This window comes from Mucilaginibacter sp. 21P (assembly GCF_019331605.1).
Classification (GTDB): Bacteria; Bacteroidota; Bacteroidia; order Sphingobacteriales; family Sphingobacteriaceae; genus Mucilaginibacter; species Mucilaginibacter achroorhodeus.
This window is the reverse complement of sequence record NZ_CP063061.1, coordinates 2,165,022-2,186,581: the sequence shown is the minus strand read 5'-3', so window position 1 is coordinate 2,186,581 and position 21,560 is coordinate 2,165,022. Positions and strand designations below refer to the sequence as shown.

Below are 21,560 nucleotides of genomic sequence, written 5' to 3'. Positions count from 1 at the left end.
TTAGGGCGTTACGGCCGGTATGATATAGTCCTCCATCATTTTATCTACCTGGATGTGGGCATAACTTTCATTGTAGGCGCTTGCTGTGATAACAATTACAAGAGGCTGATCTTTAAACACAAATATCTTGTTGCCGCCGTTGCCAGTACAATACCACGTTTCGTACGTTTTTCCATTGACCTGATAGATTTTATTCCAAAACAAATAACCGTAATAACCAGGGCCAACCACATCGGCAGGCAAAGCTATTTGTTTGGTGAATGATTTTTGAACCCATGCTTTCGGGATGATCTGTTTGCCCTGCCATTGGCCTTTGTTTTTATATAATTGTCCAAATTTTGCGAAGTCCAATGCTCGTAACCGTATACCACCAGCGGTACTTGGCACATTTTGCGGTGTGTATTGCCATTTGTACTCGCGTATGCCAAGTGGTTCAAATAATTTCGTATCGGCATAACGTTCAAGTCCGCCCGGCACTTTTTTGTTCAAAATATCCCCTAAAACTACTATCCCAGTAGTGAAATAGTTCCATTGTTTATATATCGTTTTTAGGCTATCTACCTTCAAATCCAGCGCAAATTTTACCCAGTTATCTGTTGGGTACATGTTGTTCTCATTGCCAGGCGAGTTATCGTCATTATCATTGGCATCAAAGATGGAGCTCATGGTGAGCAAACTTTTAATAGTGACGCTATCCTTGCGGGGCGAGTAGTTTTGATAAGTATTAAGATCATAAAAATCTTTTAGCGTTTGCTGTTCAGATTTGATGTGACCCTCACTGATAGCTATGCCCGTAATAGCTGATGCAAAGGTTTTCCCTACCGAACGCGGGTCATGCAGTGTATCACGCCCATCGCCGTTAAAGTATTCTTCTATCAACAGTTTGCCATTCTTGATCACTACAATACCATTAATGTTCTTAAACTTGTTCTGCAAGATCTTCTCATTAAGGCCAATGATCAGTTGATTATTGTAGCGCTCGGCAGATACCGGCCAGCCGCTGTTCGGTTTTATCGCCTGAATGGCTTTATTTTTTACATCAATACTCGGGACAATAATTTTTATTTCACCCTTCGCTATCAGGTCACCTACTTTAATATCGGGCTCAACTATATATGGACGCAGTTCTATTTTAAGCATGTGATGTCCGGTTGTTAAGGCATCCTCGCCCCCGCGCATCATAAATCGGCTAAACATATGCCTCGACCACATATCTTCATGCAGTGTACTTAATAATTTAACAGTGAGTATTGTGCGGCCATTTTTGTTGCGCGCATAACCAGCACCTTTATGCAGATTTTCCTGGTAGATCTGTTTGCCATCTACATAATATGTGAACTGGTAATTGCCCTGATTTAGCTGGTCGACAGTTTGCTGTGGGGCCATTTGATGCTGTAGATTAGTAAGCGAGTTGGGCATAAAAGCACGCATGCTTAAGTTAGCATTGGGAGTTAATGTAACCTCACTTAAGAAATCTTTATCAGTGGTTTTATCCAGGGGAACGGTATCAGTCATGAATATGATGCGGCCTACATTCGTTTTATGTAATGGCGATTCTATCGGGTCGGCTTTTACTATATCCTGCGCAGAGGCATTTCTTAAAACAAGGATTGAAATAAGAAAAAGCAGCGTTTTAAGTAGTTTCATCAATTAATTTTATTTCCCCAAAGATGGCCGGATAGTATTTGCTAAAATAGAACAGAATTAACGTTGTGCATTATTCTTTACAGTACGAGATTGAGACACCCCATGAATGTTTCTGCTTTTTGTCAATCCCGGTCGCCCCGCTCAAGAGGGGGATGAAAGCATCTATTCACCATCATACTTTCCCCTCTCGAGAGGGGAAAGGGGTGTGTTATTTGTTCAACCCCTCGCCAACACCGCCCTGTAAAACTTAGGCTTATCCGCATTTAGCACTTTAAAGCAGCGCAAAAAATGGCTTTGGTCGGCGAAGCCGCATTGCATGGCAATTTAGGTTAAGCTGAGCTTCCTGCTATGCATCAGCGATAAGGCCTTCTCTATCCTCATCATTCGAATATACTCGCCGAGGTTAGTGTTAAAATATTTTGAAAAATCGCGAGACAAGTGCGCGGGATGCACATTGGCTACAACAGCCATCTCTTTTAAGGTAAACTTACGCGAAATATCATCGGCGATAGCTTCCTTTACCTGCTTTACCCAATCTGGTCTGTTCCGGCTTCCGGTTGCGGCGTTACTTTCCATGCCGGCTAAAACCTGTAGCAGCAATGCCTCAGTTGCGGGTATCGATGCATCATCATTGGCCTTAGATTCTTTAAATAACTGGTAAAAAAGCAATTTCACCTGCGGGTTATCAATGGAAAAACTCCCCTGTAAGTTCTGTATGTCTATATCGGCTTGAGATAACCAGTGGTTATTGATCTCTATCTGGAAGCCGCGGGTATATCCCTTGGGCTTAATGTTATAGTGCGGATCCTGCCAGTTATGGAAAAGCAAGCTGCCGGGCGTGCAGGTATAGACTTCTTTCTTGTTACCCTCAATTACGTTGCCTTGCAGTATAAAAGTAAAATAAGCATTCTCGTGGTAATGCCAGTCAACACTATCGTGGGTATATTCGGTATCGGTTATGGTTGCAAAATCCAGGTGCAGGGTTTGGTTGGTTTGCCCGTAAAATTCACCTGTTTTTAGCGTTTTCACTTATTTAGTCAAATTGATGCCGCTTTCAGCCTCAGGCTCGCGTTTGCTAACGGTTTGAATGTTATCGTTAAGATAATCATTCTCCACCAGGCCATCGCGCATGCGTACAATGCGGTGGGCATGCAAAGCAATGTCCTCTTCGTGTGTTACCAATATAATGGTGTTACCTTTTGAGTGGATATCTTCCAAAAGCCCCATGATCTCAATAGAAGTTTTGGTATCCAGGTTACCTGTAGGTTCATCTGCAAGGATGATGGATGGGTTATTTATTAAAGCACGGGCCACTGCAACACGCTGGCGCTGTCCGCCCGAAAGCTCGTTAGGGCGATGATCTACACGATGACCAAGGCCTACGTTCTCTAAAGCCTGTTTTGCGCGCTCGTTACGTTTTTCTTTACTGATGCCGGCGTATACCAAAGGTAAAGCCACGTTATCTAAGGCACTGTTGCGCGGCAAAAGGTTGAATGTTTGGAACACAAACCCGATTTCCGAATTGCGCACTTCTGCAAGATCGTTATCGGTCATGTGGCTTACGTCGATACCGTTTAGTACATATTGCCCTTTGGTAGGTGTATCTAAACAGCCAAGAATATTCATTAAGGTAGATTTTCCTGAACCGGACGGCCCCATTAAAGCCACAAATTCGCCTTTTTGAATAGTAAGCGTAACGGATTTTATAGCGTGTATAATCTCAGACCCGATTACGTATTTACGGCCGATATCCTTGATAGTAATAAGCGGTTCATCTTTGGTAAGTGTCTGCTTCATCCGTTTTTTTGCTGCTTTGACAATAAGTCGGCAGGAAATGTTACATTTTTTTTGACAAAAGAAACAAGGATAAAGGAGAGAAGAATTTCCTGTCCTTTGTCCTTCGACTATTTATCTATTTAGAAATAACCTTCGCTACCAGGAAATGGCTATCATCATGCAGTGGAGCATTCTTAAGCGCTTCTTCGGTAGTGATATCCTGTTTTACCACATCATCGCGCAGGTTGTTTACCTCTGCCGTCATGTAAACAAGGGGCTCAACACCTGTAGTGTCTACCTCATTTAGTTTATCCATAAAACCTAATATTTTGTTCATGTCGGTTATCATGGCCTGTTTTTCGTCGGCAGCCAGTTCTAATCTTGCCAGGTGGGCTATCTTATCAACGGTTTGCTCGTCAATGTTCATGCTTAATTTAATTTATTGGTCATGATGCTGAAAACTTTATCGCGTAAATCGTCAGCATCATCAACAGTTAAATGGGCCGTTTCAATTGGCTCGTGTACAAATATATCACATACGCCCGGTTCACTGCCCATTTTTTTCCCGTCGTCCCACATCACCTTCCATGTGTTTACAGATGTTACGGGAATAATTGGGATCTTCAGTTCAATAGCCATTCTGAAAGGGCCGTTCTTGAACTGATGAAGCACCGGTGGGTACTCATCAGGGATAGTGCCCTCAGGGAATATAACGGCCGACATACCTTGCTGCAAACGTTCCATCACCTGTTTAAAAGCTTTAAAAGACGCTATTTTGCTTTCGCGATTCACGGGAATATCAACCGTACGGAAGAAAAGGCCAGTAACCAAACCATCAACCAGTTCCTGCTTGCCCATGAAACAAAAATTATTTTTCACTAGCAGGCTCATAGCGGTAATATCAAGGTTTGATGTATGGTTAGGTGTGATAATGTAAGTGCGGCTCCAGTCAATAGGTTTCTCGTAATGATAACGATAACGGATTCCCACAGTGCCTGAACTTAAGCGCCCCCATACGCGCCTAAAAGCATTCATGCTACCGTAACGCTCATATTTGCGCGAGTTATAGTATAAAAACGGCCAAAGCACAAAGTAAAAAAACGCCACACTGCCCTGGTAAAGGTATAGGTGCGCTTTTCTCAATATCATTTTCATCCGTTCCAAAAATATAAAAAATAGCCGCTTATAACGTAACTATACTATTTCATGCGTCATAGTTGACTCACGCGGTCTACGCTACGCTGGACACCCTCTCTGCTGCAAGCAGCAAAGAGGGTAAAGGAACAGAGATTTCCTTACCCTCGTTTCGCTACGCGAAACGAGGGTCGACGAGCGTAGTGATGTCGGGGTAAGTTACGTTACGAGCGGATCAAAACTTAGCTTGTCACACGCTTATACTTTTTTCTTAAAAGCCTCTCTCCCTTGGAGACCGGTTTGGGCTTAGGCTAAAAAATCCTTACTTTCGCCACCTATATGGAAACTGTTGTTAGCGGCATAAGATCAACCGGAAACTTGCATTTAGGAAACTATTACGGAGCAATCCAAAACTTCGTAAAAATGCAGAACGAGTATAATTGTTATTTTTTTATAGCCGATCTGCATTCATTGACCACGCACCCCACGCCTGCCAATTTGCACGCCAATGTTAAACAGGTTTTAGTAGAATACCTTGCAGCAGGTATTGACCCTGAAAAGGCAACCATATACGTGCAAAGCGACGTACCGGAAGTAACGGAGCTTTACTTATATTTAAATATGAACGCCTACATGGGCGAGCTGGAACGCGCCACATCTTTTAAAGATAAAGTACGTGCCAATCCTGATAATGTTAACGCCGGCCTGCTTACCTACCCTGTTTTAATGGCGGCAGACATCATCATTCACAAAGCTACCAAGGTACCTGTAGGTAAGGACCAGGAACAGCATCTGGAGATGGCCCGTACATTCGGCAACCGCTTTAATCGCCTTTATAACCACGAATATTTTCCTGAGCCCTATGCATTTTCATACGGTACCAACCTGGTGAAAATCCCGGGACTTGACGGCGCCGGCAAAATGGGCAAAAGCGAAGGAGAAGGTAATGCTATATTTTTAGGTGACAGCCCCGAGGCTATCCGCAAAAAAGTGATGCGCGCCAAAACCGATAGCGGCCCAACAGAAGAGAACCAAACTAAACCACAGGAGATACAAAACCTGTTCGACCTGATGAAAGTAGTTTCATCGGCAGATACCATCGCGCACTTTGACAACCTATACAATACTATGGCTATCCGCTACGGCGATCTAAAGAAGCAACTGGCTGAAGATATGATCATTGCTACTGCACCTATTCGCGACCGCATTAACGATATTGCCGGCGATGCTGATTACCTGCGCAAAGTTGCCAACCTTGGTGCCGATAAAGCCCGCGAAAGTGCATCTAAAACCATCAGGGAAGTAAGAGAGATCATCGGGTTCAGGAAGTTTTAAACTGTCGGAATCAGAATTTACAGAATTTTAAAATTCTCAGAATTCATGTTCAGACACCCAAATAAATTCTCTTAATTCTGTAAATTCGGAAAATTCTGATTCAGACAATATATGCACATCGCTATCGTAGGAAACATCGGCGCGGGAAAAACCACGCTTACAGAAATGCTCGCCAAAAACTATGGTTGGGATCCCCTTTTTGAAGCAGTTGATAATAATCCTTACTTGGAGGATTTCTACAGTGATATGAAACGCTGGAGCTTCAACCTGCAGATCTATTTCCTCAATAGCCGTTACCGCCAGATCATCGATATCCAGAAAAGCGGCCGTAACATTATCCAGGACCGAACCATTTATGAGGATGCCTACATATTTGCAGAGAACCTGCACGATATGGGCCTGATGACCACCCGCGATTACGAGAACTATCAAAGCATTTTTGACAACATCACCGAATTTATAAAACCACCAGATCTGTTGGTTTATCTCAAGGCTTCGGTACCAACCCTGGTGAATAACATCCAACGCCGCGGCCGCGAGTATGAAATTGGTATCCGTATAGATTACCTGTCCAAACTTAACGAGAAGTACGATAAATGGATAAAGAACTATAAGTTGGGCAAACTGCTGGTGCTGGATAAAGACAACCTTGATTTCTCCAACAACCCTGAAGATATGGGAACTATCATTAATCAGATTGAAAGGGAAATAAACGGGTTATTTTAAGGAGTAGTTTCCGCCTTTTCCATCTCGATCATCAGGTTATTCAAATTTTGATTTATCGAACGGATAACTGCCTGCAATTGATTGATCATAGATGCCCGGTCGTGCAGGTCATCCGCCTTGTAAATCCCACCCTCGGTAAAAATCACAGATCTGTTGGCTTGTTTCTCGTCGTTATCAAACTGATATTTTATCCATCTTTTTTTTAGATTAAACATCAGGGATGATTCAGCTTTATTGCTAAAGCTTTTTTCGCTCAACATATACCATATCCAACCCGAAAAATGGTTGTCTGTGTTTTGTTGCAGCCAAATGTCTTTGAGCAAATTACGCCGATGGTTAAATTGCACCTTTTTACCGCCCGGGTTAAGTGTTAAGAATCCGAGCGCACCTGTTAACCCCCCTCCCGCTACGGTAACAACATTATTCAGTCCTTCTGCTTTTATAAAAACGCCACTTATTGATGTTAAAGCGCCTAACACAATTGAGGCAGCAGTGTAGCGGTTATTTCTTGATGAGTTGATATTATCTACATAGCTGCCTACCTGGTCCACACGCTCACCCTCACAATCTAATTCCGCAGCAGCCGAATTAATATCAGAGATAGCAAGCAGCAATACCTTAGCTGTTTTGTTCCCGATCTCCAATTTTCTCAATCTGCCATTTATAGTAGTATCTTTTTTCAAACTCATCAGTTTTTTCATGTCTCCTGCAATCCCTAATGAGTTGATGATCAAAATATCCTGGTCGGTAAAAAACTTTTTTAACGAGTGATTTTCCGCCAAAATTTCTTCCGACTTTAACGTATCCGGAATTGCCGACCTTATGAAATATTTGGGCGGTTCGCAGTAATTTTCTTGCATCACAAGCGTGGCACCTGCTTTTTTCTTCACCGAACAAGATGAAGTAGCTATGATGATTAGCAGACAAATAAGCGCATTTGCCAGTGCAGGCAGTTTTCTACAAGATTTTACTTGGGGTATCATTTTAAGCAGCGGCATTAAAAGAAAGAATGGCTTCGCTAAACTAATGCATATATCCTTTGGTTGCTAATCTGCCGATCAAATTTATGAATTGTTATTGTATTGCTAATCAAGCGGATCCTTATCGGTTTATCGAGGCTTTTCCACAATTGCAAAATGAACGGGCAAATCCCGCAAAATTTCTTACTTTTGTATCCCGTACACAAACAATTGGCAGCCCCCTTTAAAACTGCCTTTGATTTCAAAAAAAATCATGACTAAATACATTTTTGTTACGGGTGGAGTTACCTCATCGTTAGGAAAAGGCATTATTTCGGCCTCATTAGCTAAGTTACTTCAGGCGCGCGGTTATCGCGTTACCATCCAAAAATTCGATCCGTATATTAACATCGATCCGGGTACGTTAAATCCCTATGAGCATGGCGAGTGCTACGTTACCGAGGATGGTGCCGAAACAGATCTTGACCTTGGTCACTATGAGCGTTTTTTAAACGTTCCTACCTCTCAGGCTAATAACATTACCACCGGCCGTATCTATCAAAATGTAATTAATCGTGAACGCGAAGGTGCTTTTCTGGGTAAAACCGTACAGGTTGTGCCTCACATCACTGATGAGATAAAACGCAACTTCCGCATATTGGGCGAAAGCGGCGACTACGATATTGTGATCACCGAAATTGGGGGTACAGTAGGTGACATTGAATCCCTGCCGTTTGTAGAGGCTGTAAGGCAGTTTAAATGGGAAGCAGGGCCCAATAATGCACTGGTTATCCACCTAACGCTTATCCCCTTCCTTGCTGCCGCAGGTGAGTTAAAAACCAAGCCTACCCAGCACTCGGTAAAAATGCTTCTGGAGTACGGTATCCAGCCGGATATACTTGTTTGCCGTACCGAGTACCACATAAATGCAGACATCAGAAAAAAAATTGCACTTTTTTGTAACGTAAACATCAATGCGGTAATCGAATCAATGGATGCACAAACAATTTATGATGTGCCTTTGCTGATGTTGAAAGAAAAACTCGATCAAACCGTATTATCAAAACTTAAACTGGCACATAAGAACGAGCCGGATCTGGAAAGCTGGAAGGATTTCCTGGGCCGCTTAAAAAACCCTACTGCTGATGTTAGAATAGGTTTGGTAGGTAAATACGTGGAATTGCCCGATGCATACAAATCAATTATTGAAGCATTCGTGCATGCCGGTGCAAAAAATGAGTGTAAAGTACGGGTAGAATATATTCCATCGGCAAGTTTAACAGTAGAAAACGCCATTGAAAAATTACGTGGCCTGCATGGTGTGTTAGTTGCACCCGGCTTTGGCGAACGAGGCTTTGAAGGTAAGATCGAAGCTATACGCTATGTGCGCGAAAATAACATTCCGTTCTTTGGCATATGCCTGGGCATGCAATGTGCCGTTGTTGAATTTGGCCGCCATGTATTAGGCTATGCTGACGCCAGCAGCACCGAGATGAACCCGGAAACACCTAACCCGGTAATTGACATGATGGAGGAACAAAAAACTATTGTGCACAAAGGAGGTACTATGCGTTTAGGTGCCTCGCCGTGTGATATTAAAAAGGGCACAAAGGCGGCAGCAGCTTACGGCAAAACGCGCATCAGTGAGCGCCATCGCCACCGTTATGAATTTAACAACAAGTATTTAAAAGAATATGAGGCTGCGGGTTTAGTGCCATCAGGTATCAACCCTGAAAATGGTTTGGTGGAAATTGTTGAACTAAAAAATCACCCTTATTTTGTGGGAGCACAGTTCCATCCGGAATTAAAATCAACTGTTGCTAATCCGCATCCACTTTTTATTAACTTTGTCGCCGCTTCGCTGGCTTACGCCCGCAAGAACTAAGTTACAGTACGAGAAACAGATAAATGGATAAGAATACATTCACAGGTTTATTCCTGATCATGATCATCCTTGGTGTTGGTGTCTTTTTAATGAAACCAAACGAGGCAGAGATCAAAAAAGAAAAGCTAACAGTTCACCAGGACTCGATAAAAAAAGGCCTGATAAAAACCCCTGCCAAGGCAGATACCTTAGCAAAAACTGTAGCGGTAGATTCTGCTGCAATGAAGGGCCCGTTTGGTGGTGCAATTAACGGTACCGAGCAATTTGTTACTTTAGAAAATGCAGACGTTCGTATTAAATTAAGCACAAAAGGCGGCCGTATCTATTCTGCTGAACTTAAAAAGTACCTTACTTATGGTAAAAAACCATTGGTTTTATTTGATGGTGATAAAAACACCTTTGGCCTGGCGTTAACTGCATCAGGTAAAAACTATAACACCAATGATCTTTACTTTAAGCCAAGCAACACCTCTTTAACGGTTGCTGGTAAAGATTCTTCAACAGTTACTATGCGTTTAAGCTACAGCCCTACGCAGTATATTGATTATATATACAACTTAAAAGGCACGGGCTTTAAATTGGGTTTAACCATACGCCCAACGGGGATGGATCAGGTTTTGGCCAACAGTAATGTATATAGCCTAAACTGGAACGCCAGCTTAAACAAACTTGAAAAAGATATCAAACAAGAGCGCCAATACTCAACGGTATACTATCGTAACATGGATGGCGATGTGGATTATCTGTCTGAAGCCAAAGACGACCAGAAAAGCATTGGCGATAAAAAAATGCAATGGGTTGCCTTTAAGCAGCACTTTTTCTCAAGCGTTTTGATCGCTAAAGATGGCATTGCCAAATCTGACTTTGGCGTGGTTACCAACGTTGCAGATACAGCACTGGTTAAGGAAATGAAGGCAGGTTTACAGCTAACCCGCGATGCAAGCGGCGCTGTGCCTTTAGAGTTTTACTTTGGCCCCAATCAGTTCAATACCCTTAAAGAACAAGGTTACGATCTGCAAAAGATCATCAACCTGGGCTGGGGACCATTAAAATACATCAATCAGTTTGCAGTATTACCAGTATTCAACTTCCTGAAACAGTTTAACTGGAATTATGGGTTGATCATCCTGGCGCTTACGATATTGTTGAAACTGGTGTTATCACCGCTTACTTACAAATCATACCTGTCAATGGCTAAGATGCGTGTAATTAAGCCGGAGATGGACGAGATAAAAGCTAAAGTTGGAGAGGATAACCCTACCCTGTTACAACAGGAATACCTTAAGCTTTACAAAAAAGCAGGCGTTAATCCCTTAGGTGGTTGTTTGCCGTTGCTGCTACAAATGCCTATCGTAATTGCATTCTTCCGTTTTTTCCCAAGCTTGTTTGAGTTGCGCGGACAAAACTTTTTGTGGATGCATGACCTGTCTACCTATGATGATGTGATCAAATTTTCAACTAACATCCCCATTATAGGTAATCACATCAGCGCAATGTGTTTGCTGATGACGATATCTACGTTGATCTATACCTATTTCAACAATCAGATCTCGGGTGCTACAGGCCAAATGAAATACATTGGTTACATTACTCCATTCATCTTCTTTGCTACGCTGAACAGCTACCCTGCCGGTTTGAATTACTATTACTTCCTGGCTAACATGTTCACTTTCTTACAACAATACCTGATCAAATTCATGGTTGATGATAAGAAGATCCATGCACAGATACAGGAAAATAAAAAGAAACCCGAAGATCCTAAAAAGAAAAAATCAGGTTTCGCTGCCAAAATGGAAGAAATGATGCGCCAGCAACAACAGGTGCAAACTAAAAAGAAATAAGTTGGAAAGTCCGCAAGTCAGTAAAGTCCAAAGATTGTATTTAAAGCCTCGTAACTGATGTTACGGGGCTTTTATCTTTAACATCGATTACTCATGCTTCTTGCCTTCTCAAACTTGCGGACTTTACCGACTTTCGGACTTTTTTCTAATTAAGACTAATAATTTTAGCAATAATATTTACATTTGTTATTACCATGTATGCAATTGTAGATATAGAGACCACGGGTGGGCATGCCAGTGCTAACGGTATTACCGAAGTAGCTATTTGTATACACGATGGTAAAAAAGTGGTTCGGCGGTTTGAGACTTTAGTAAACCCTCAACGAGATATACCGGTTTACATAAGTGCTCTTACCGGTATAACCAACGATATGGTGCAGCACGCACCCTTATTTGAAGATGTTGCTGCGGAGATATTCCACCTGCTTAAAGGACAGATCTTTGTAGCGCATAACGTCAACTTCGATTACTCTTTTCTGCGTTATCACCTTAACGCTGCCGGCTACGAGATAAACCTGAACAAGCTTTGTACCGTGCGGCTGGGGCGTAAAATTATGCCGGGGCTGATGTCATACAGTTTAGGTAAGTTCTGCAGCCACCTGGGCATTCAGAATAATGCCCGCCATCGGGCCATGGGAGATGCTGAAGCCACTGCTCAACTATTCTCTATCTTGCTTGGTAAGGATAATGATAACCACATCAGCAAAGCCTTAAAACAAAATAGCAAGGAGCAAACACTACCCGCCAATTTACCTAAGGCCGATATTGATGCTTTACCTCAAAACCCCGGTGTTTATTATTTCCATGATCAAAAAGGAAAGGTGATCTACGTGGGCAAAGCCAAAAACTTGCGCAAACGGGTATGCAGCCATTTTACCGGGAACAATCCCAACCTGCAAAGGCAAGAATTTTTAAAGAACATTCACCGCATCAGTTTCCAAAACTGCGGTACAGAATTGATTGCTTTTGTACTGGAAGCTGTTGAAATAAAACGCCTTTGGCCGAAATACAACAGATCGCTTAAACGCTTTGAAAATACATTCGGCATTTACATGTACGAAGATCAGCGTGGATACCTGCGTATGGCTGTTGATAAACACCGCAAGCACATGCCTGCCGTTTATGCTTGCAATTCGCTGCTGGAGGGCTATAATTTGCTAAACAACCTCATAGAAACCTTCGGACTTTGCCCTAAGCTATGCTTCATTCAAAAAAATGACCAGCCCTGCAGCGGTAATAACATTGGTAACTGTGCATGTGAAGGCCATGAGTCGCCTGAAAATTATAATAAACGTATTGATGCAGCCCTTCATGAGTTGAAAAAAGCTTTGCCTACTTTTGCCATACGCGATGAGGGGCGAACAGACGATGAGCATAGCTGTATACTTATTGAAGAAGGCCGTTTTTATGGAATGGGCTACATCTCTCACTACTATAATGCAGATAATCTTCAATCGCTTAAAAATTACCTTACCCCCTATCCTGGTAACGATTACATCCGCAACATTGTAACCGGCTATGCCGACCGTTTTCCGCAACGAAAACTTGTGTTTGCATAGCAGTTAGAATTCGAATTAAAGAATTGTCTGAATTTACAGGATTATACCGGCAGATACTTGTTTAAAACCTTTCCGTTTTTAAAAGCGTCTGAGCTTTCTAATTTCAATACTTTTTCTTTTTTAAAAACACTTATACCGTCACCGATAACCACCGGGTTTACAATAATATAGTATTCATCAATCAGATTTTGCTTGATAAGGGCAAGCACAAATTCACCACAGCCGTAGACTACCATATCTTTACCCTCTTCGTTTTTCAGCGCTTCAATAGCTTTACGCAAATCTCCGTTTTCGATTTCTACGTTAGGCACGTCACTCGTCTTTTGGTTTCTGCTAAAAACAATTTTTCGCATGTTAGATATTACCTGTCCAAAAGTTTTTGCTGGGTAGGCTGCTCACTATCTGCCATGCTTTGCCAATGCCCTAAAAAGGTAGGTGCCATATTATGGCCAATCAAAACGGTATCGCATGTTTTTGCAAGATTTATTAATGTTTGAAAACCTGTTTCGTCCGGCCCTGAAAAGAAAACCCAATCATTTTGTCCATTTTTTCTTGCTCCAAAACCATCTACGGTCATGTGTACCTGCAATTTCAATTTTCTCATTTTAGTTATTGTTAATAATTATGTACCAAAAGTAGACTAAGGCTTTCAGGATCATCGGGTGCAAAAACGACTAAGTACGAGGCTATTCACGTCTACCGAAAAAAGCGTTAAGTAAACATTAAAAATTGCCTTTTGAGTCATGTTAATCAATTTTCAATACAAACAAATCACTATCCTAAAAGTTAATATATTATCATTTAACTATTAAAAACGATAAAGATGGATAGCATCAATCAACAACAACCCGAAGATAATTTTGAAAACCTGGAAGGTAATGAAGCCTGGAAAAAAATGAAGGAATTAGCAGAAGCGGCTTCAAGTTGCTTTTTCTGCAGCAACATCAAAACAGGTTTGCCATTTTCTACCCGCCCCATGTCACCTCAAAAAATTGACGACAACGGTGATCTATGGTTTCTAAGCGCAGACGATAGCCATAAAAACGAAGAGATAAGTAAAGACCCTTTTGTACAATTGCTTTTTCAAGGTTCAGCACATTCTGATTTCCTGAATATTTATGGCACTGCAGAGATAAGCAAAGACAAAGAAAAGATTAAAGAATTGTGGCAACCCATTTTAAAAACATGGTTTACCGAAGGCGAAGATGACTCGCGTATCACTGTTATAAAAGTATCGCCAACACAAGGTTATTACTGGGATAATAAACACGGCAACGCCATTGCCTTTGTTAAACAATTGGTAGGCGCAGCTTTAGGCAAAACCCTTGATGATTCTATCGAAGGGAAGCTTGAAGCTTAGAGATTAGATGTCTGTGATCAGAGATCAGGAAAAGAAATTGGGAAACGTCCTAATCTCTATTTGACTAATCTCTGATCACTAAACAACGCCCGCTTTCTCCAGTTCCTGCTGCATTTGCTGCTGCAGTTTGAACGCTTCTGCGCGAGCGGCTTCAGCAAAGTCCTTACCGCTGCTGGCGTAAATGATGCCTCGAGATGAGTTTACAATCAGTCCGCAATCTTTGGTCATGCCGTATTGGCAAACATCTTGCAGGCTTCCGCCCTGTGCACCAACACCTGGTACTAAAAGAAAATTATCAGGCGCATGTTTGCGAATATCCGTAAACTCAGTGCTTTTGGTAGCGCCAACTACATACATTATTCTATCGGTGCCCGCCCAACTGTTAGCCTTTTTTATAACAGTTTCATAAAGGTAGCCATCACCTGTATTGAGGTACTGGAAATCTTTGCTACCTACCGATGAAGTTAAAGCCAATATGATCACCCATTTACCATCGTATTTAAGATACGGAGTAACACTATCATTACCCATATAGGGCGTTACCGTAATGGCATCAAAATCCATCCCCGAAGCTTCTTTATCAAAAAACGCCCGGGCATAGTTATCAGATGTATTGCCAATATCACCACGCTTGGCGTCTATTATGCTTAGGCAGTCTTTAGGAATGTATTGTTCTGTAGCTATCAGGCTAAGCAAACCTTTTACACCACGTGCTTCATAAAAAGCGGCGTTGGGCTTATAAGCTATACAAAGGTCTTTAGTAGCATCAATTATGCGCTTATTGAACTCGAAAACAGGATCTGGATATTCTTTTAAAAAACCGGGTATCTTCTCAATATTAGTGTCTAAGCCAACACATAAAAACGATTTCTTAAGTTTGATCTGGTCAATAAGCTGCGCGCGGGATATCATTGGCGGGTACTTAAATTTTGTTGTGGCAAAACTACATTAATTATAGCCAACCCTTATTTTTTTTAATAAATTTGCATTGTAACATTATTTCATTAACATTGCACTGTTTTCCTGGATTATTTCTTGCACCAAAGAAACAATTTTAGCTTCCACGTTATTTATTATCTATCTAATAATTTGCCTGGATTAACATTGTATATCAGGACTTCCAAACAACTTTCATAAAAATCCTTTTGAATTATATTTCATAACATGTCTGAGACAACTGAATTGAACGACAAACTCGTTTCTGAGTTGCGCGAAATTGCTAAAAGTTTAGGTATTGCCGAAGCTGATGACCTGCGTAAAGCGCAGTTAATAACTGCTATAAACGAGCAACAACAATTAATAGCTGTAGCCCGGGAACAACAAGATACAACAAACAACAATTACACTGAAAAAACTGCAACTGCAGCCCCCGCCGCAGAGTTTGAAGATAAACCACGTAAACGTACGCGTACCGTAAAAGGCAAAGAGCAACCACGCGTTGAAGTACGTTTAGATGATACTAACCTTTTTGATCAGCAGGAGGAAGAAGCTCAGCCGGAAGTTGAATCAGAAGTAGCACCAGTTACTGACCAGCCCGCTGCTGAAAGCACTGAGGAAACGCCACAAGTGGGCCAGCCTGATGCAGCGCCTGTTAATGAAAACCCACGCCCGCAGAAATTTGACCGCAGAAATAATCAACAACAGCAAAAAGCACAGGAACCTGCCATTAACATGGATTTCGATAACGTAATTGTTAACGAAGGTGTGCTTGAAATTATGCCTGATGGTTATGGTTTTCTACGCTCGTCAGACTATAACTATTTAACCTCTCCTGATGATATTTATGTATCACAGTCGCAGATCAAATTATTTGGTTTAAAAACCGGCGATACCGTTCGCGGTAGTATTCGCCCGCCAAAAGAAGGTGAAAAATATTTTCCGTTGGTGCGTGTTGAGGCTATTAATGGCCGTATCCCTGCAGAGGTGCGCGACCGTGTTCCTTTTGATCACTTAACGCCGCTGTTCCCGTCAGAAAAGCTGAGCCTGTTTACCGATCCTAACAACTATTCAACCCGTATAATGGACCTTTTCTCACCTATTGGTAAAGGTCAGCGTGGTTTGATAGTTGCGCAGCCTAAAACAGGTAAAACCATGTTGTTAAAAGATGTGGCTAACGCGATAGCAAAAAATCACCCGGAGGTTTATTTGATCATCCTGCTAATTGACGAGCGCCCTGAGGAGGTTACCGATATGGCCCGCAGCGTACGTGCAGAAGTGGTATCATCAACATTTGATGAACCTGCCGAGCGCCACGTTAAAATCGCTAATATCGTGTTAGAAAAAGCAAAACGTATGGTTGAGTGTGGCCATGATGTGGTTATCTTGCTTGACTCTATCACCCGTTTGGCACGTGCTTATAATACTGTTGCCCCTGCATCTGGTAAAATATTATCGGGTGGTGTTGATGCTAATGCATTGCATAAACCAAAACGTTTCTTTGGCGCGGCCCGTAACATCGAAGATGGCGGTTCTTTAACCATTATAGCAACTGCGCTTACCGAAACCGGCTCTAAAATGGACGAGGTTATCTTTGAAGAATTTAAAGGTACCGGTAACATGGAGCTTCAGTTGGATCGTAAATTATCTAACAAACGTATATTCCCGGCAATTGATATTACCGCGTCAAGTACCCGCCGCGACGACCTGTTGCTTGACCGCGATACATTGCAGCGCATTTGGATATTACGTAACCACCTGGCTGATATGAACTCGCAGGAATCGATGGAGTTTTTACAGGCACAAATACGTGGTACAAAAACTAACGAAGAGTTCTTAATATCAATGAATTCATAATATTTTTACGCTTAAAGGAGTTATAAATAACACAACGTTAATTGTAACTCCTTTGCGTTTTAGTAAAAATTGTGATACCTTCATAACATTATGCGGCTACGGGTAAAAAAACATCTACCGAATGCAATTACGTGTGCAAACCTGTTCAGTGGTTGTATTGGTATTGTTTTTACCTTTCAGGATAACCTGATATTTGCGGCTTACGCCATTTTCCTGGCAGCCATTTTCGACTTCTTTGATGGCTTCGCTTCCAGGGTTCTTCAGTCCTTTTCAGGCATCGGTAAAGATCTTGATTCACTTGCTGATATGGTGAGTTTCGGCGTGCTGCCATCAGCTATTATGTACATGTTGATGCTGCAAACCAAACAGATTGACCATGTAAGTGAGTGGTTAAACTTTATTGCATTTCTTATTCCGGTATTCTCGGCACTAAGGCTGGCTAAATTTAATAACGATACACGCCAGGCCGAAAGTTTTATTGGTTTGCCTACACCGGCAAACGCCATCCTTATCGCATCCATCCCTTTAATTTTGCCACAGTATACCAACATTGCGCATTATGTGCACAACCCGTACGTGCTTTCGGTATTCATTGTTGTGATGTGTACCCTGCTGGTAGCCGAGTTGCCCCTTATGTCGTTAAAGTTTAAGGATCGCGACTTTAATAAAAACTTTTACCGCTATTTATTGCTCCTGTTTTCGGCAATACTCATACTATTTTTTAAATTTGCCGCGGTTCCGGTGGTTATTGTAATGTATATCACCTTATCGTTAATTCAATTAAAATTTGCAGACAATACTGCAATAAGCGGTTCAAAAAAGTAATCGGTTATTCAGTATCATCTCGTTAACTTCAAAACATGAAAACATTTCTGGCCGAGATCGATGTAATGCCCAAAAAAGAAATTCTTGACCCACAAGGTAAAGCTGTAACCGGCAGCATGAAAAACCTTGGCTTGTCTGAGATACAGAACGTGCGTATCGGTAAACACATTTCGTTAGAAATTGAAGCCGACAGCGAGGCCACCGCGAATGCAAAAGTTGACGAGGCTTGCAAAAACCTGTTAGCTAACCTGATCATGGAAAGCTATACTTTTACGCTTACTGAGAAGTAGTATCAAGTCTGAAGTCACTAGTCGGCAAGTCCGAAAGTTGCTTTATTTCAAGAAAACACAAATACAATGTAAAAAGCAAGCCGATGGCTTGCTTTTCTTTTGCTTCATATTTTCATTTTCAGTCTTTCGGACTTACCGACTGCGGTCTTTCTAATCCCTATAAATTTGCTTCTTTCTCAGTTTTGATCTTTTGCAGCTCAATCAGGTTGGCTTCTACAGTGTTTTTAACCTGCGTAAATTTTTCAATTATTTCTGTCGGATTTTCCCCTCCTGCTTTGCAGGCCAACTCAACCTCTTGAATGGTTGCCTGGCTTATCGGCATACCAAAAAACCCCAGGTTAGGTTTCAGTTTATGTGATGCGGATGCTGCCGTAGCCCAATCCTGTGCATAAATAGCATTACTGATGGTACTAAGCAGTTGCGGTGTTTGTTCAAGAAATAACCCTATAGAGTCAGCAATAAATTCGTCACTGCCATCTGCAATCTCGTACAGGAAAGACAGGTCAAGGTCTTGGTTAGGGTGAAAATCAGACATTATGTAAATTTATAAGATCAAATTTAGATTTTTTTTACAATTAAGCTATCGGTAAGCTCGGTTTTTAACTGGTTTATATTCTTACGTAAAACAGGGTGAAACAGTTTTGGCGCTAACTCATTTAATGGCTCTAAAGTAAATCTTCTGTTATGTAATTGCGGGTGAGGCACTTTCAAGTCTGGTTCATCAATAACTGCGTCACCATAAAATAAGATATCGATATCTATCACCCTTGAGCCCCATTTGGCTTCGCGCACGCGTCCAAGCTCTTGTTCTATATTCAATACTTTTTGTAATATCACTCTTGCCGGCTTATTCGTTTTTATCAATATCACCTGGTTCAAATAATCCGGCTCATCTGTTTTACCCCATGATTGTGTCTCATAAATTGACGAAGCCTTCTCTACCGACGCTATCTCTGCTGATATATGTTCAATCGCCTTGTCTAAAAACAATTTACGGTTGCCGAGGTTACTGCCTAAGAGCAAAAAAACATCAATCATTGTTGTAACAAATATCAAGCTTGCAACTCTTAATCGATATGCAATCGCTAAGTTTGCATAGTTAAATGATTTATCACTCTTAATGAAACAATTCTTCAAATTTGTATTAGCTACTATAGTAGGTATCACCATTGTTTTTGTTGTTGGCTTTGTGATCTTGTTGGGAATAATTGGGGTGGCGGCCAGTGGCGATAGTGCTGCTACAGTAGATGCAAATTCGGTTCTGCACGTTAAATTCGATTATGCCATTAATGAGCGCACGCCCAATAATCCGCTTAGTAACTTACCCTTCCTCGGCCTTGATAAAAAACGTGAGTTAGGCCTTAACGATATTTTAGCCAGCATTAAAAAAGCTAAAACCGACGATAAGATCAAAGGTATCTTCCTGGACGAAAGCTATATGATGAATGGCCAGGCAACTACCGAAGAGATACGTAACGCACTGATAGATTTCAAAAAATCGGGCAAATTTATTATCGCTTACTCAGAGATCTACACACAGGGTTTCTACTACCTGGCATCTGTTGCCGATAAGGTGTATTTGAACCCTAAAGGCATTATGGAGTTTAAGGGCTTTAGCTCTGAGATCACCTTCCTTAAAGGTGCTTTGGATAAATTAGGTATCGAAGCGCAGATCATTAAGGTGGGTACATACAAAAGCGCGGTAGAACCGTTGGTGTTAACCAAAATGAGCGATGCTAACCGCATGCAGGTTACCTCTTACCTGGGTTCAATGTACGATCACTTCCTCACCAATATCGGCAAGGCGCGCAACATCAACAAAGACACTTTGTTTAATTACGCCAACAGCGGTCGCATTCAATTGCCGGAAGATGCCCTGAAATATAAATTGATAGATGGTTTAAAATACAAGGACGAGATATTGGCTGAATTAAAACAGCGCACGGGTAAAAAAGACAAAGAAGATATTGCCAGTGTCGGGTTAGATGAATACCTGAAAAGCGGGAACGAAAATTCTACCGATCCTAAAGAGGTAAGCTCCAATAATCGCATCGCTGTGGTCTATGCATCAGGCGAGATCAACGGCGGCGACGGTGACGACAATTCGATCGGATCTGAGACCATCTCTAAAGCAATAAGAAAAGTGCGCACTGATAACAAGGTTAAAGCGCTGGTTTTACGTGTTAACTCGCCGGGTGGCAGTTCATTAGCTTCAGATGTGATATGGCGCGAGGTAATGCTTACAAAAAAAGTAAAGCCCGTAATTGTTTCAATGGGCGATGTGGCAGCATCCGGAGGTTATTATATCTCATGCGCGGCAGATTCTATTATAGCGGAACCTAATACCATTACCGGTTCAATAGGTATTTTCGCGGTACTGCCTAATATGCAAAAGCTATTTAATGATAAGTTAGGCGTTACGTTTGACGGTGTAAAAACCGGTAAATTTGCTGACCTTGGTGATATCAGTCGCCCGCTTACAGCAGAGGAGCGCGCTATTTTACAGAACAACGTAAACCACGGGTATGATGATTTTACCAAAGCCGTTGCAGCGGGTCGCGGCAAAACGCAGGCTTATGTAAATAGCATCGGCCAAGGCCGCGTATGGACGGGTGCGCAGGCAGTAAAAATCGGACTGGTTGATCGCCTTGGTAATATCAACGATGCCATTGCATCGGCAGCGAAAAAAGCTAACCTCAAAAATTATAAATTGGTAAGCTACCCGGAGCAGAAAAGCACGCTGGATAAATTTGGTGCCGGCTTAAGCGCCGAAGTTAAAGCTCATTTTGTAAAAGCCGAACTTGGCGAAAATTACCGCATCTACGAGCAGATAAAAGGCGTTACCAGCATGATGCGTACCCCGCAAATGCGCATGCCTTATGATATAGTGATAAAATAATTATCTTGATATTTTGATGGAAAGCCGCCTTAAAAAGGCGGCTTTTTTAAATTTATAGAATGGTACATCCGCTTGATTTTTATACCCAATACAGTCAATTCTACGTTTCTGATAAAGATACGCTTGGCGATACCAGTTCTGATAAATTTTGGACCGATGATGCTTTTAGCGATAGATTAGCAATGGAGGAAGGAATAATAGGTGTAGGGACTGAATGTTACGGCCCAATAAAAGGAGAATTGGAAATTTTAGAACGGGAGAATAAGAGTTTTATCGCTGCTGACTATGATCATATTGTAGAAGGCAATATCAGGATCGATTCAGGAGGTATCAAAGTAATCGACTGTCCAACATCGACTGTCGAACTCGAAATTCCTGTTGAAAATGGAATTTATAGAGTGCGGGTTTATTCATCCAACCTATCTTCGGTAGATGGGGATGAAGGTGACGATTTTTATAGAATAGAGATGTGGCCGTCTCCTAAACTTGAACGTAAAGTGTTAAAACAATACCCTACTTAACTCATTTTAT

The 21,560-nt window shown here is 41.7% G+C and carries 22 protein-coding genes; 11 read left to right on the top strand and 11 right to left on the bottom strand.

The genetic code is table 11. The features are described from left to right. From INP83_RS10000 to INP83_RS09980, 5 genes are all read right to left on the bottom strand, one after another. Window positions 1-1,647 (bottom strand): serine hydrolase, encoded by a 1,647-nt coding sequence (locus INP83_RS10000; RefSeq protein ID WP_219127312.1) that lies wholly within the window; start codon window positions 1,645-1,647, stop codon window positions 1-3. 324 nt (window positions 1,648-1,971) lie between these two features. Further along, window positions 1,972-2,676, bottom strand: a complete 705-nt coding sequence (locus INP83_RS09995) for an AraC family transcriptional regulator (protein WP_219127311.1) — start codon at window positions 2,674-2,676, stop codon at window positions 1,972-1,974. Then, window positions 2,677-3,444, bottom strand: coding sequence for an ABC transporter ATP-binding protein (locus INP83_RS09990; protein ID WP_146268464.1), 768 nt, complete (start codon window positions 3,442-3,444; stop codon window positions 2,677-2,679). A gap of 115 nt (window positions 3,445-3,559) precedes the next feature. Next, window positions 3,560-3,850: an Asp-tRNA(Asn)/Glu-tRNA(Gln) amidotransferase subunit GatC gene (gene gatC / locus INP83_RS09985; protein WP_146268465.1), complete on the bottom strand. Its 291-nt coding sequence runs from the start codon at window positions 3,848-3,850 to the stop codon at window positions 3,560-3,562. Between the two features lie 2 nt (window positions 3,851-3,852). Next, complete coding sequence (locus INP83_RS09980) at window positions 3,853-4,578, bottom strand: 1-acyl-sn-glycerol-3-phosphate acyltransferase (RefSeq protein ID WP_219127309.1); 726 nt, start codon at window positions 4,576-4,578, stop codon at window positions 3,853-3,855. Between the two features lie 318 nt (window positions 4,579-4,896). On the opposite strand from INP83_RS09980, the gene trpS reads away from it, so the two are divergent. Then, window positions 4,897-5,892 (top strand): tryptophan--tRNA ligase, encoded by a 996-nt coding sequence (gene trpS / locus INP83_RS09975; RefSeq protein WP_219127308.1) that lies wholly within the window; start codon window positions 4,897-4,899, stop codon window positions 5,890-5,892. 111 nt (window positions 5,893-6,003) lie between these two features. Next, complete coding sequence (locus INP83_RS09970) at window positions 6,004-6,618, top strand: deoxynucleoside kinase (RefSeq protein ID WP_219127307.1); 615 nt, start codon at window positions 6,004-6,006, stop codon at window positions 6,616-6,618. On the opposite strand, the gene INP83_RS09965 is transcribed toward INP83_RS09970, so the two are convergent. Next, window positions 6,615-7,508, bottom strand: coding sequence for a hypothetical protein (locus tag INP83_RS09965; RefSeq protein ID WP_219127306.1), 894 nt, complete (start codon window positions 7,506-7,508; stop codon window positions 6,615-6,617). The two genes, INP83_RS09970 and INP83_RS09965, sit on opposite strands and share 4 nt — an antisense overlap. A gap of 343 nt (window positions 7,509-7,851) precedes the next feature. Between INP83_RS09965 and INP83_RS09960 the strand changes: the two genes are divergently transcribed. The 3 genes from INP83_RS09960 to INP83_RS09950 all read left to right on the top strand — a co-directional run bounded on the left by INP83_RS09960 (window position 7,852) and on the right by INP83_RS09950 (window position 12,862). After that, a complete protein-coding gene (locus tag INP83_RS09960; RefSeq protein ID WP_219127305.1) occupies window positions 7,852-9,462 on the top strand; it encodes a CTP synthase in 1,611 nt (536 codons plus the stop codon). Between the two features lie 23 nt (window positions 9,463-9,485). After that, on the top strand, window positions 9,486-11,303 hold the full coding sequence (gene yidC, locus INP83_RS09955; RefSeq protein ID WP_219127304.1) for a membrane protein insertase YidC: 1,818 nt from the start codon (window positions 9,486-9,488) through the stop codon (window positions 11,301-11,303). A 194-nt stretch (window positions 11,304-11,497) separates the two neighbouring features. Then, window positions 11,498-12,862, top strand: a complete 1,365-nt coding sequence (locus tag INP83_RS09950; RefSeq protein WP_219127303.1) for an exonuclease domain-containing protein — start codon at window positions 11,498-11,500, stop codon at window positions 12,860-12,862. Window positions 12,863-12,903: 41 nt separating this feature from the next. Here INP83_RS09950 and INP83_RS09945 read toward each other — a convergent pair whose 3' ends face one another. Beyond that, window positions 12,904-13,215 (bottom strand): dihydrofolate reductase family protein, encoded by a 312-nt coding sequence (locus INP83_RS09945; protein WP_219127301.1) that lies wholly within the window; start codon window positions 13,213-13,215, stop codon window positions 12,904-12,906. A gap of 8 nt (window positions 13,216-13,223) precedes the next feature. Continuing rightward, complete coding sequence (locus INP83_RS09940) at window positions 13,224-13,466, bottom strand: hypothetical protein (protein WP_219127299.1); 243 nt, start codon at window positions 13,464-13,466, stop codon at window positions 13,224-13,226. Between the two features lie 219 nt (window positions 13,467-13,685). Between INP83_RS09940 and INP83_RS09935 the strand changes: the two genes are divergently transcribed. After that, window positions 13,686-14,222, top strand: a complete 537-nt coding sequence (locus INP83_RS09935; RefSeq protein WP_219127298.1) for a pyridoxamine 5'-phosphate oxidase family protein — start codon at window positions 13,686-13,688, stop codon at window positions 14,220-14,222. 78 nt (window positions 14,223-14,300) lie between these two features. On the opposite strand, the gene pyrF is transcribed toward INP83_RS09935, so the two are convergent. Next, a complete protein-coding gene (gene pyrF / locus INP83_RS09930; protein ID WP_219127623.1) occupies window positions 14,301-15,131 on the bottom strand; it encodes an orotidine-5'-phosphate decarboxylase in 831 nt (276 codons plus the stop codon). Window positions 15,132-15,386: 255 nt separating this feature from the next. Here pyrF and rho point away from each other — a divergent pair, with 255 nt between their 5' ends. The 3 genes from rho to purS all read left to right on the top strand — a co-directional run bounded on the left by rho (window position 15,387) and on the right by purS (window position 18,130). Further along, complete coding sequence (gene rho, locus INP83_RS09925) at window positions 15,387-17,015, top strand: transcription termination factor Rho (RefSeq protein ID WP_219127296.1); 1,629 nt, start codon at window positions 15,387-15,389, stop codon at window positions 17,013-17,015. A 90-nt stretch (window positions 17,016-17,105) separates the two neighbouring features. Further along, complete coding sequence (gene pssA / locus INP83_RS09920; RefSeq protein WP_146268476.1) at window positions 17,106-17,840, top strand: CDP-diacylglycerol--serine O-phosphatidyltransferase; 735 nt, start codon at window positions 17,106-17,108, stop codon at window positions 17,838-17,840. A 35-nt stretch (window positions 17,841-17,875) separates the two neighbouring features. Further along, on the top strand, window positions 17,876-18,130 hold the full coding sequence (gene purS / locus INP83_RS09915; RefSeq protein WP_146268477.1) for a phosphoribosylformylglycinamidine synthase subunit PurS: 255 nt from the start codon (window positions 17,876-17,878) through the stop codon (window positions 18,128-18,130). A gap of 157 nt (window positions 18,131-18,287) precedes the next feature. Here the strand turns inward: purS and INP83_RS09910 are convergent, their stop codons facing one another. Both INP83_RS09910 and folK read right to left on the bottom strand, forming a co-directional pair. Then, on the bottom strand, window positions 18,288-18,665 hold the full coding sequence (locus INP83_RS09910; protein ID WP_219127295.1) for an Hpt domain-containing protein: 378 nt from the start codon (window positions 18,663-18,665) through the stop codon (window positions 18,288-18,290). Window positions 18,666-18,688: 23 nt separating this feature from the next. Then, complete coding sequence (gene folK / locus INP83_RS09905) at window positions 18,689-19,168, bottom strand: 2-amino-4-hydroxy-6-hydroxymethyldihydropteridine diphosphokinase (RefSeq protein ID WP_219127293.1); 480 nt, start codon at window positions 19,166-19,168, stop codon at window positions 18,689-18,691. Between the two features lie 82 nt (window positions 19,169-19,250). On the opposite strand from folK, the gene sppA reads away from it, so the two are divergent. Together sppA and INP83_RS09895 are read left to right on the top strand one after the other, a co-directional pair. Continuing rightward, on the top strand, window positions 19,251-21,029 hold the full coding sequence (sppA, locus tag INP83_RS09900) for a signal peptide peptidase SppA (RefSeq protein WP_219127292.1): 1,779 nt from the start codon (window positions 19,251-19,253) through the stop codon (window positions 21,027-21,029). Window positions 21,030-21,088: 59 nt separating this feature from the next. Beyond that, entirely contained in the window at window positions 21,089-21,550 is a 462-nt protein-coding gene (locus INP83_RS09895) for a hypothetical protein (protein WP_219127291.1), read from the top strand. The last annotated feature ends 10 nt before the right edge of the window (window positions 21,551-21,560 follow it).

Excerpts from the sequence above, each read along its gene's own strand:
- INP83_RS10000 (WP_219127312.1), bottom strand. The coding sequence starts at position 1,647 with ATGAAACTACTTAAAACGCTGCTTTTTCTTATTTCAATCCTTGTTTTA.
- INP83_RS09990 (WP_146268464.1), bottom strand. The coding sequence starts at position 3,444 with ATGAAGCAGACACTTACCAAAGATGAACCGCTTATTACTATCAAGGAT.
- gatC (WP_146268465.1), bottom strand. The coding sequence starts at position 3,850 with ATGAACATTGACGAGCAAACCGTTGATAAGATAGCCCACCTGGCAAGA.
- INP83_RS09980 (WP_219127309.1), bottom strand. The coding sequence starts at position 4,578 with ATGAAAATGATATTGAGAAAAGCGCACCTATACCTTTACCAGGGCAGT.
- trpS (WP_219127308.1), top strand. The coding sequence starts at position 4,897 with ATGGAAACTGTTGTTAGCGGCATAAGATCAACCGGAAACTTGCATTTA.
- INP83_RS09970 (WP_219127307.1), top strand. The coding sequence starts at position 6,004 with ATGCACATCGCTATCGTAGGAAACATCGGCGCGGGAAAAACCACGCTT.
- INP83_RS09960 (WP_219127305.1), top strand. The coding sequence starts at position 7,852 with ATGACTAAATACATTTTTGTTACGGGTGGAGTTACCTCATCGTTAGGA.
- yidC (WP_219127304.1), top strand. The coding sequence starts at position 9,486 with ATGGATAAGAATACATTCACAGGTTTATTCCTGATCATGATCATCCTT.
- INP83_RS09950 (WP_219127303.1), top strand. The coding sequence starts at position 11,498 with ATGTATGCAATTGTAGATATAGAGACCACGGGTGGGCATGCCAGTGCT.
- INP83_RS09945 (WP_219127301.1), bottom strand. The coding sequence starts at position 13,215 with ATGCGAAAAATTGTTTTTAGCAGAAACCAAAAGACGAGTGACGTGCCT.
- INP83_RS09940 (WP_219127299.1), bottom strand. The coding sequence starts at position 13,466 with ATGAGAAAATTGAAATTGCAGGTACACATGACCGTAGATGGTTTTGGA.
- INP83_RS09935 (WP_219127298.1), top strand. The coding sequence starts at position 13,686 with ATGGATAGCATCAATCAACAACAACCCGAAGATAATTTTGAAAACCTG.
- rho (WP_219127296.1), top strand. The coding sequence starts at position 15,387 with ATGTCTGAGACAACTGAATTGAACGACAAACTCGTTTCTGAGTTGCGC.
- pssA (WP_146268476.1), top strand. The coding sequence starts at position 17,106 with ATGCGGCTACGGGTAAAAAAACATCTACCGAATGCAATTACGTGTGCA.
- purS (WP_146268477.1), top strand. The coding sequence starts at position 17,876 with ATGAAAACATTTCTGGCCGAGATCGATGTAATGCCCAAAAAAGAAATT.
- INP83_RS09910 (WP_219127295.1), bottom strand. The coding sequence starts at position 18,665 with ATGTCTGATTTTCACCCTAACCAAGACCTTGACCTGTCTTTCCTGTAC.
- folK (WP_219127293.1), bottom strand. The coding sequence starts at position 19,168 with ATGATTGATGTTTTTTTGCTCTTAGGCAGTAACCTCGGCAACCGTAAA.
- sppA (WP_219127292.1), top strand. The coding sequence starts at position 19,251 with ATGAAACAATTCTTCAAATTTGTATTAGCTACTATAGTAGGTATCACC.
- INP83_RS09895 (WP_219127291.1), top strand. The coding sequence starts at position 21,089 with ATGGTACATCCGCTTGATTTTTATACCCAATACAGTCAATTCTACGTT.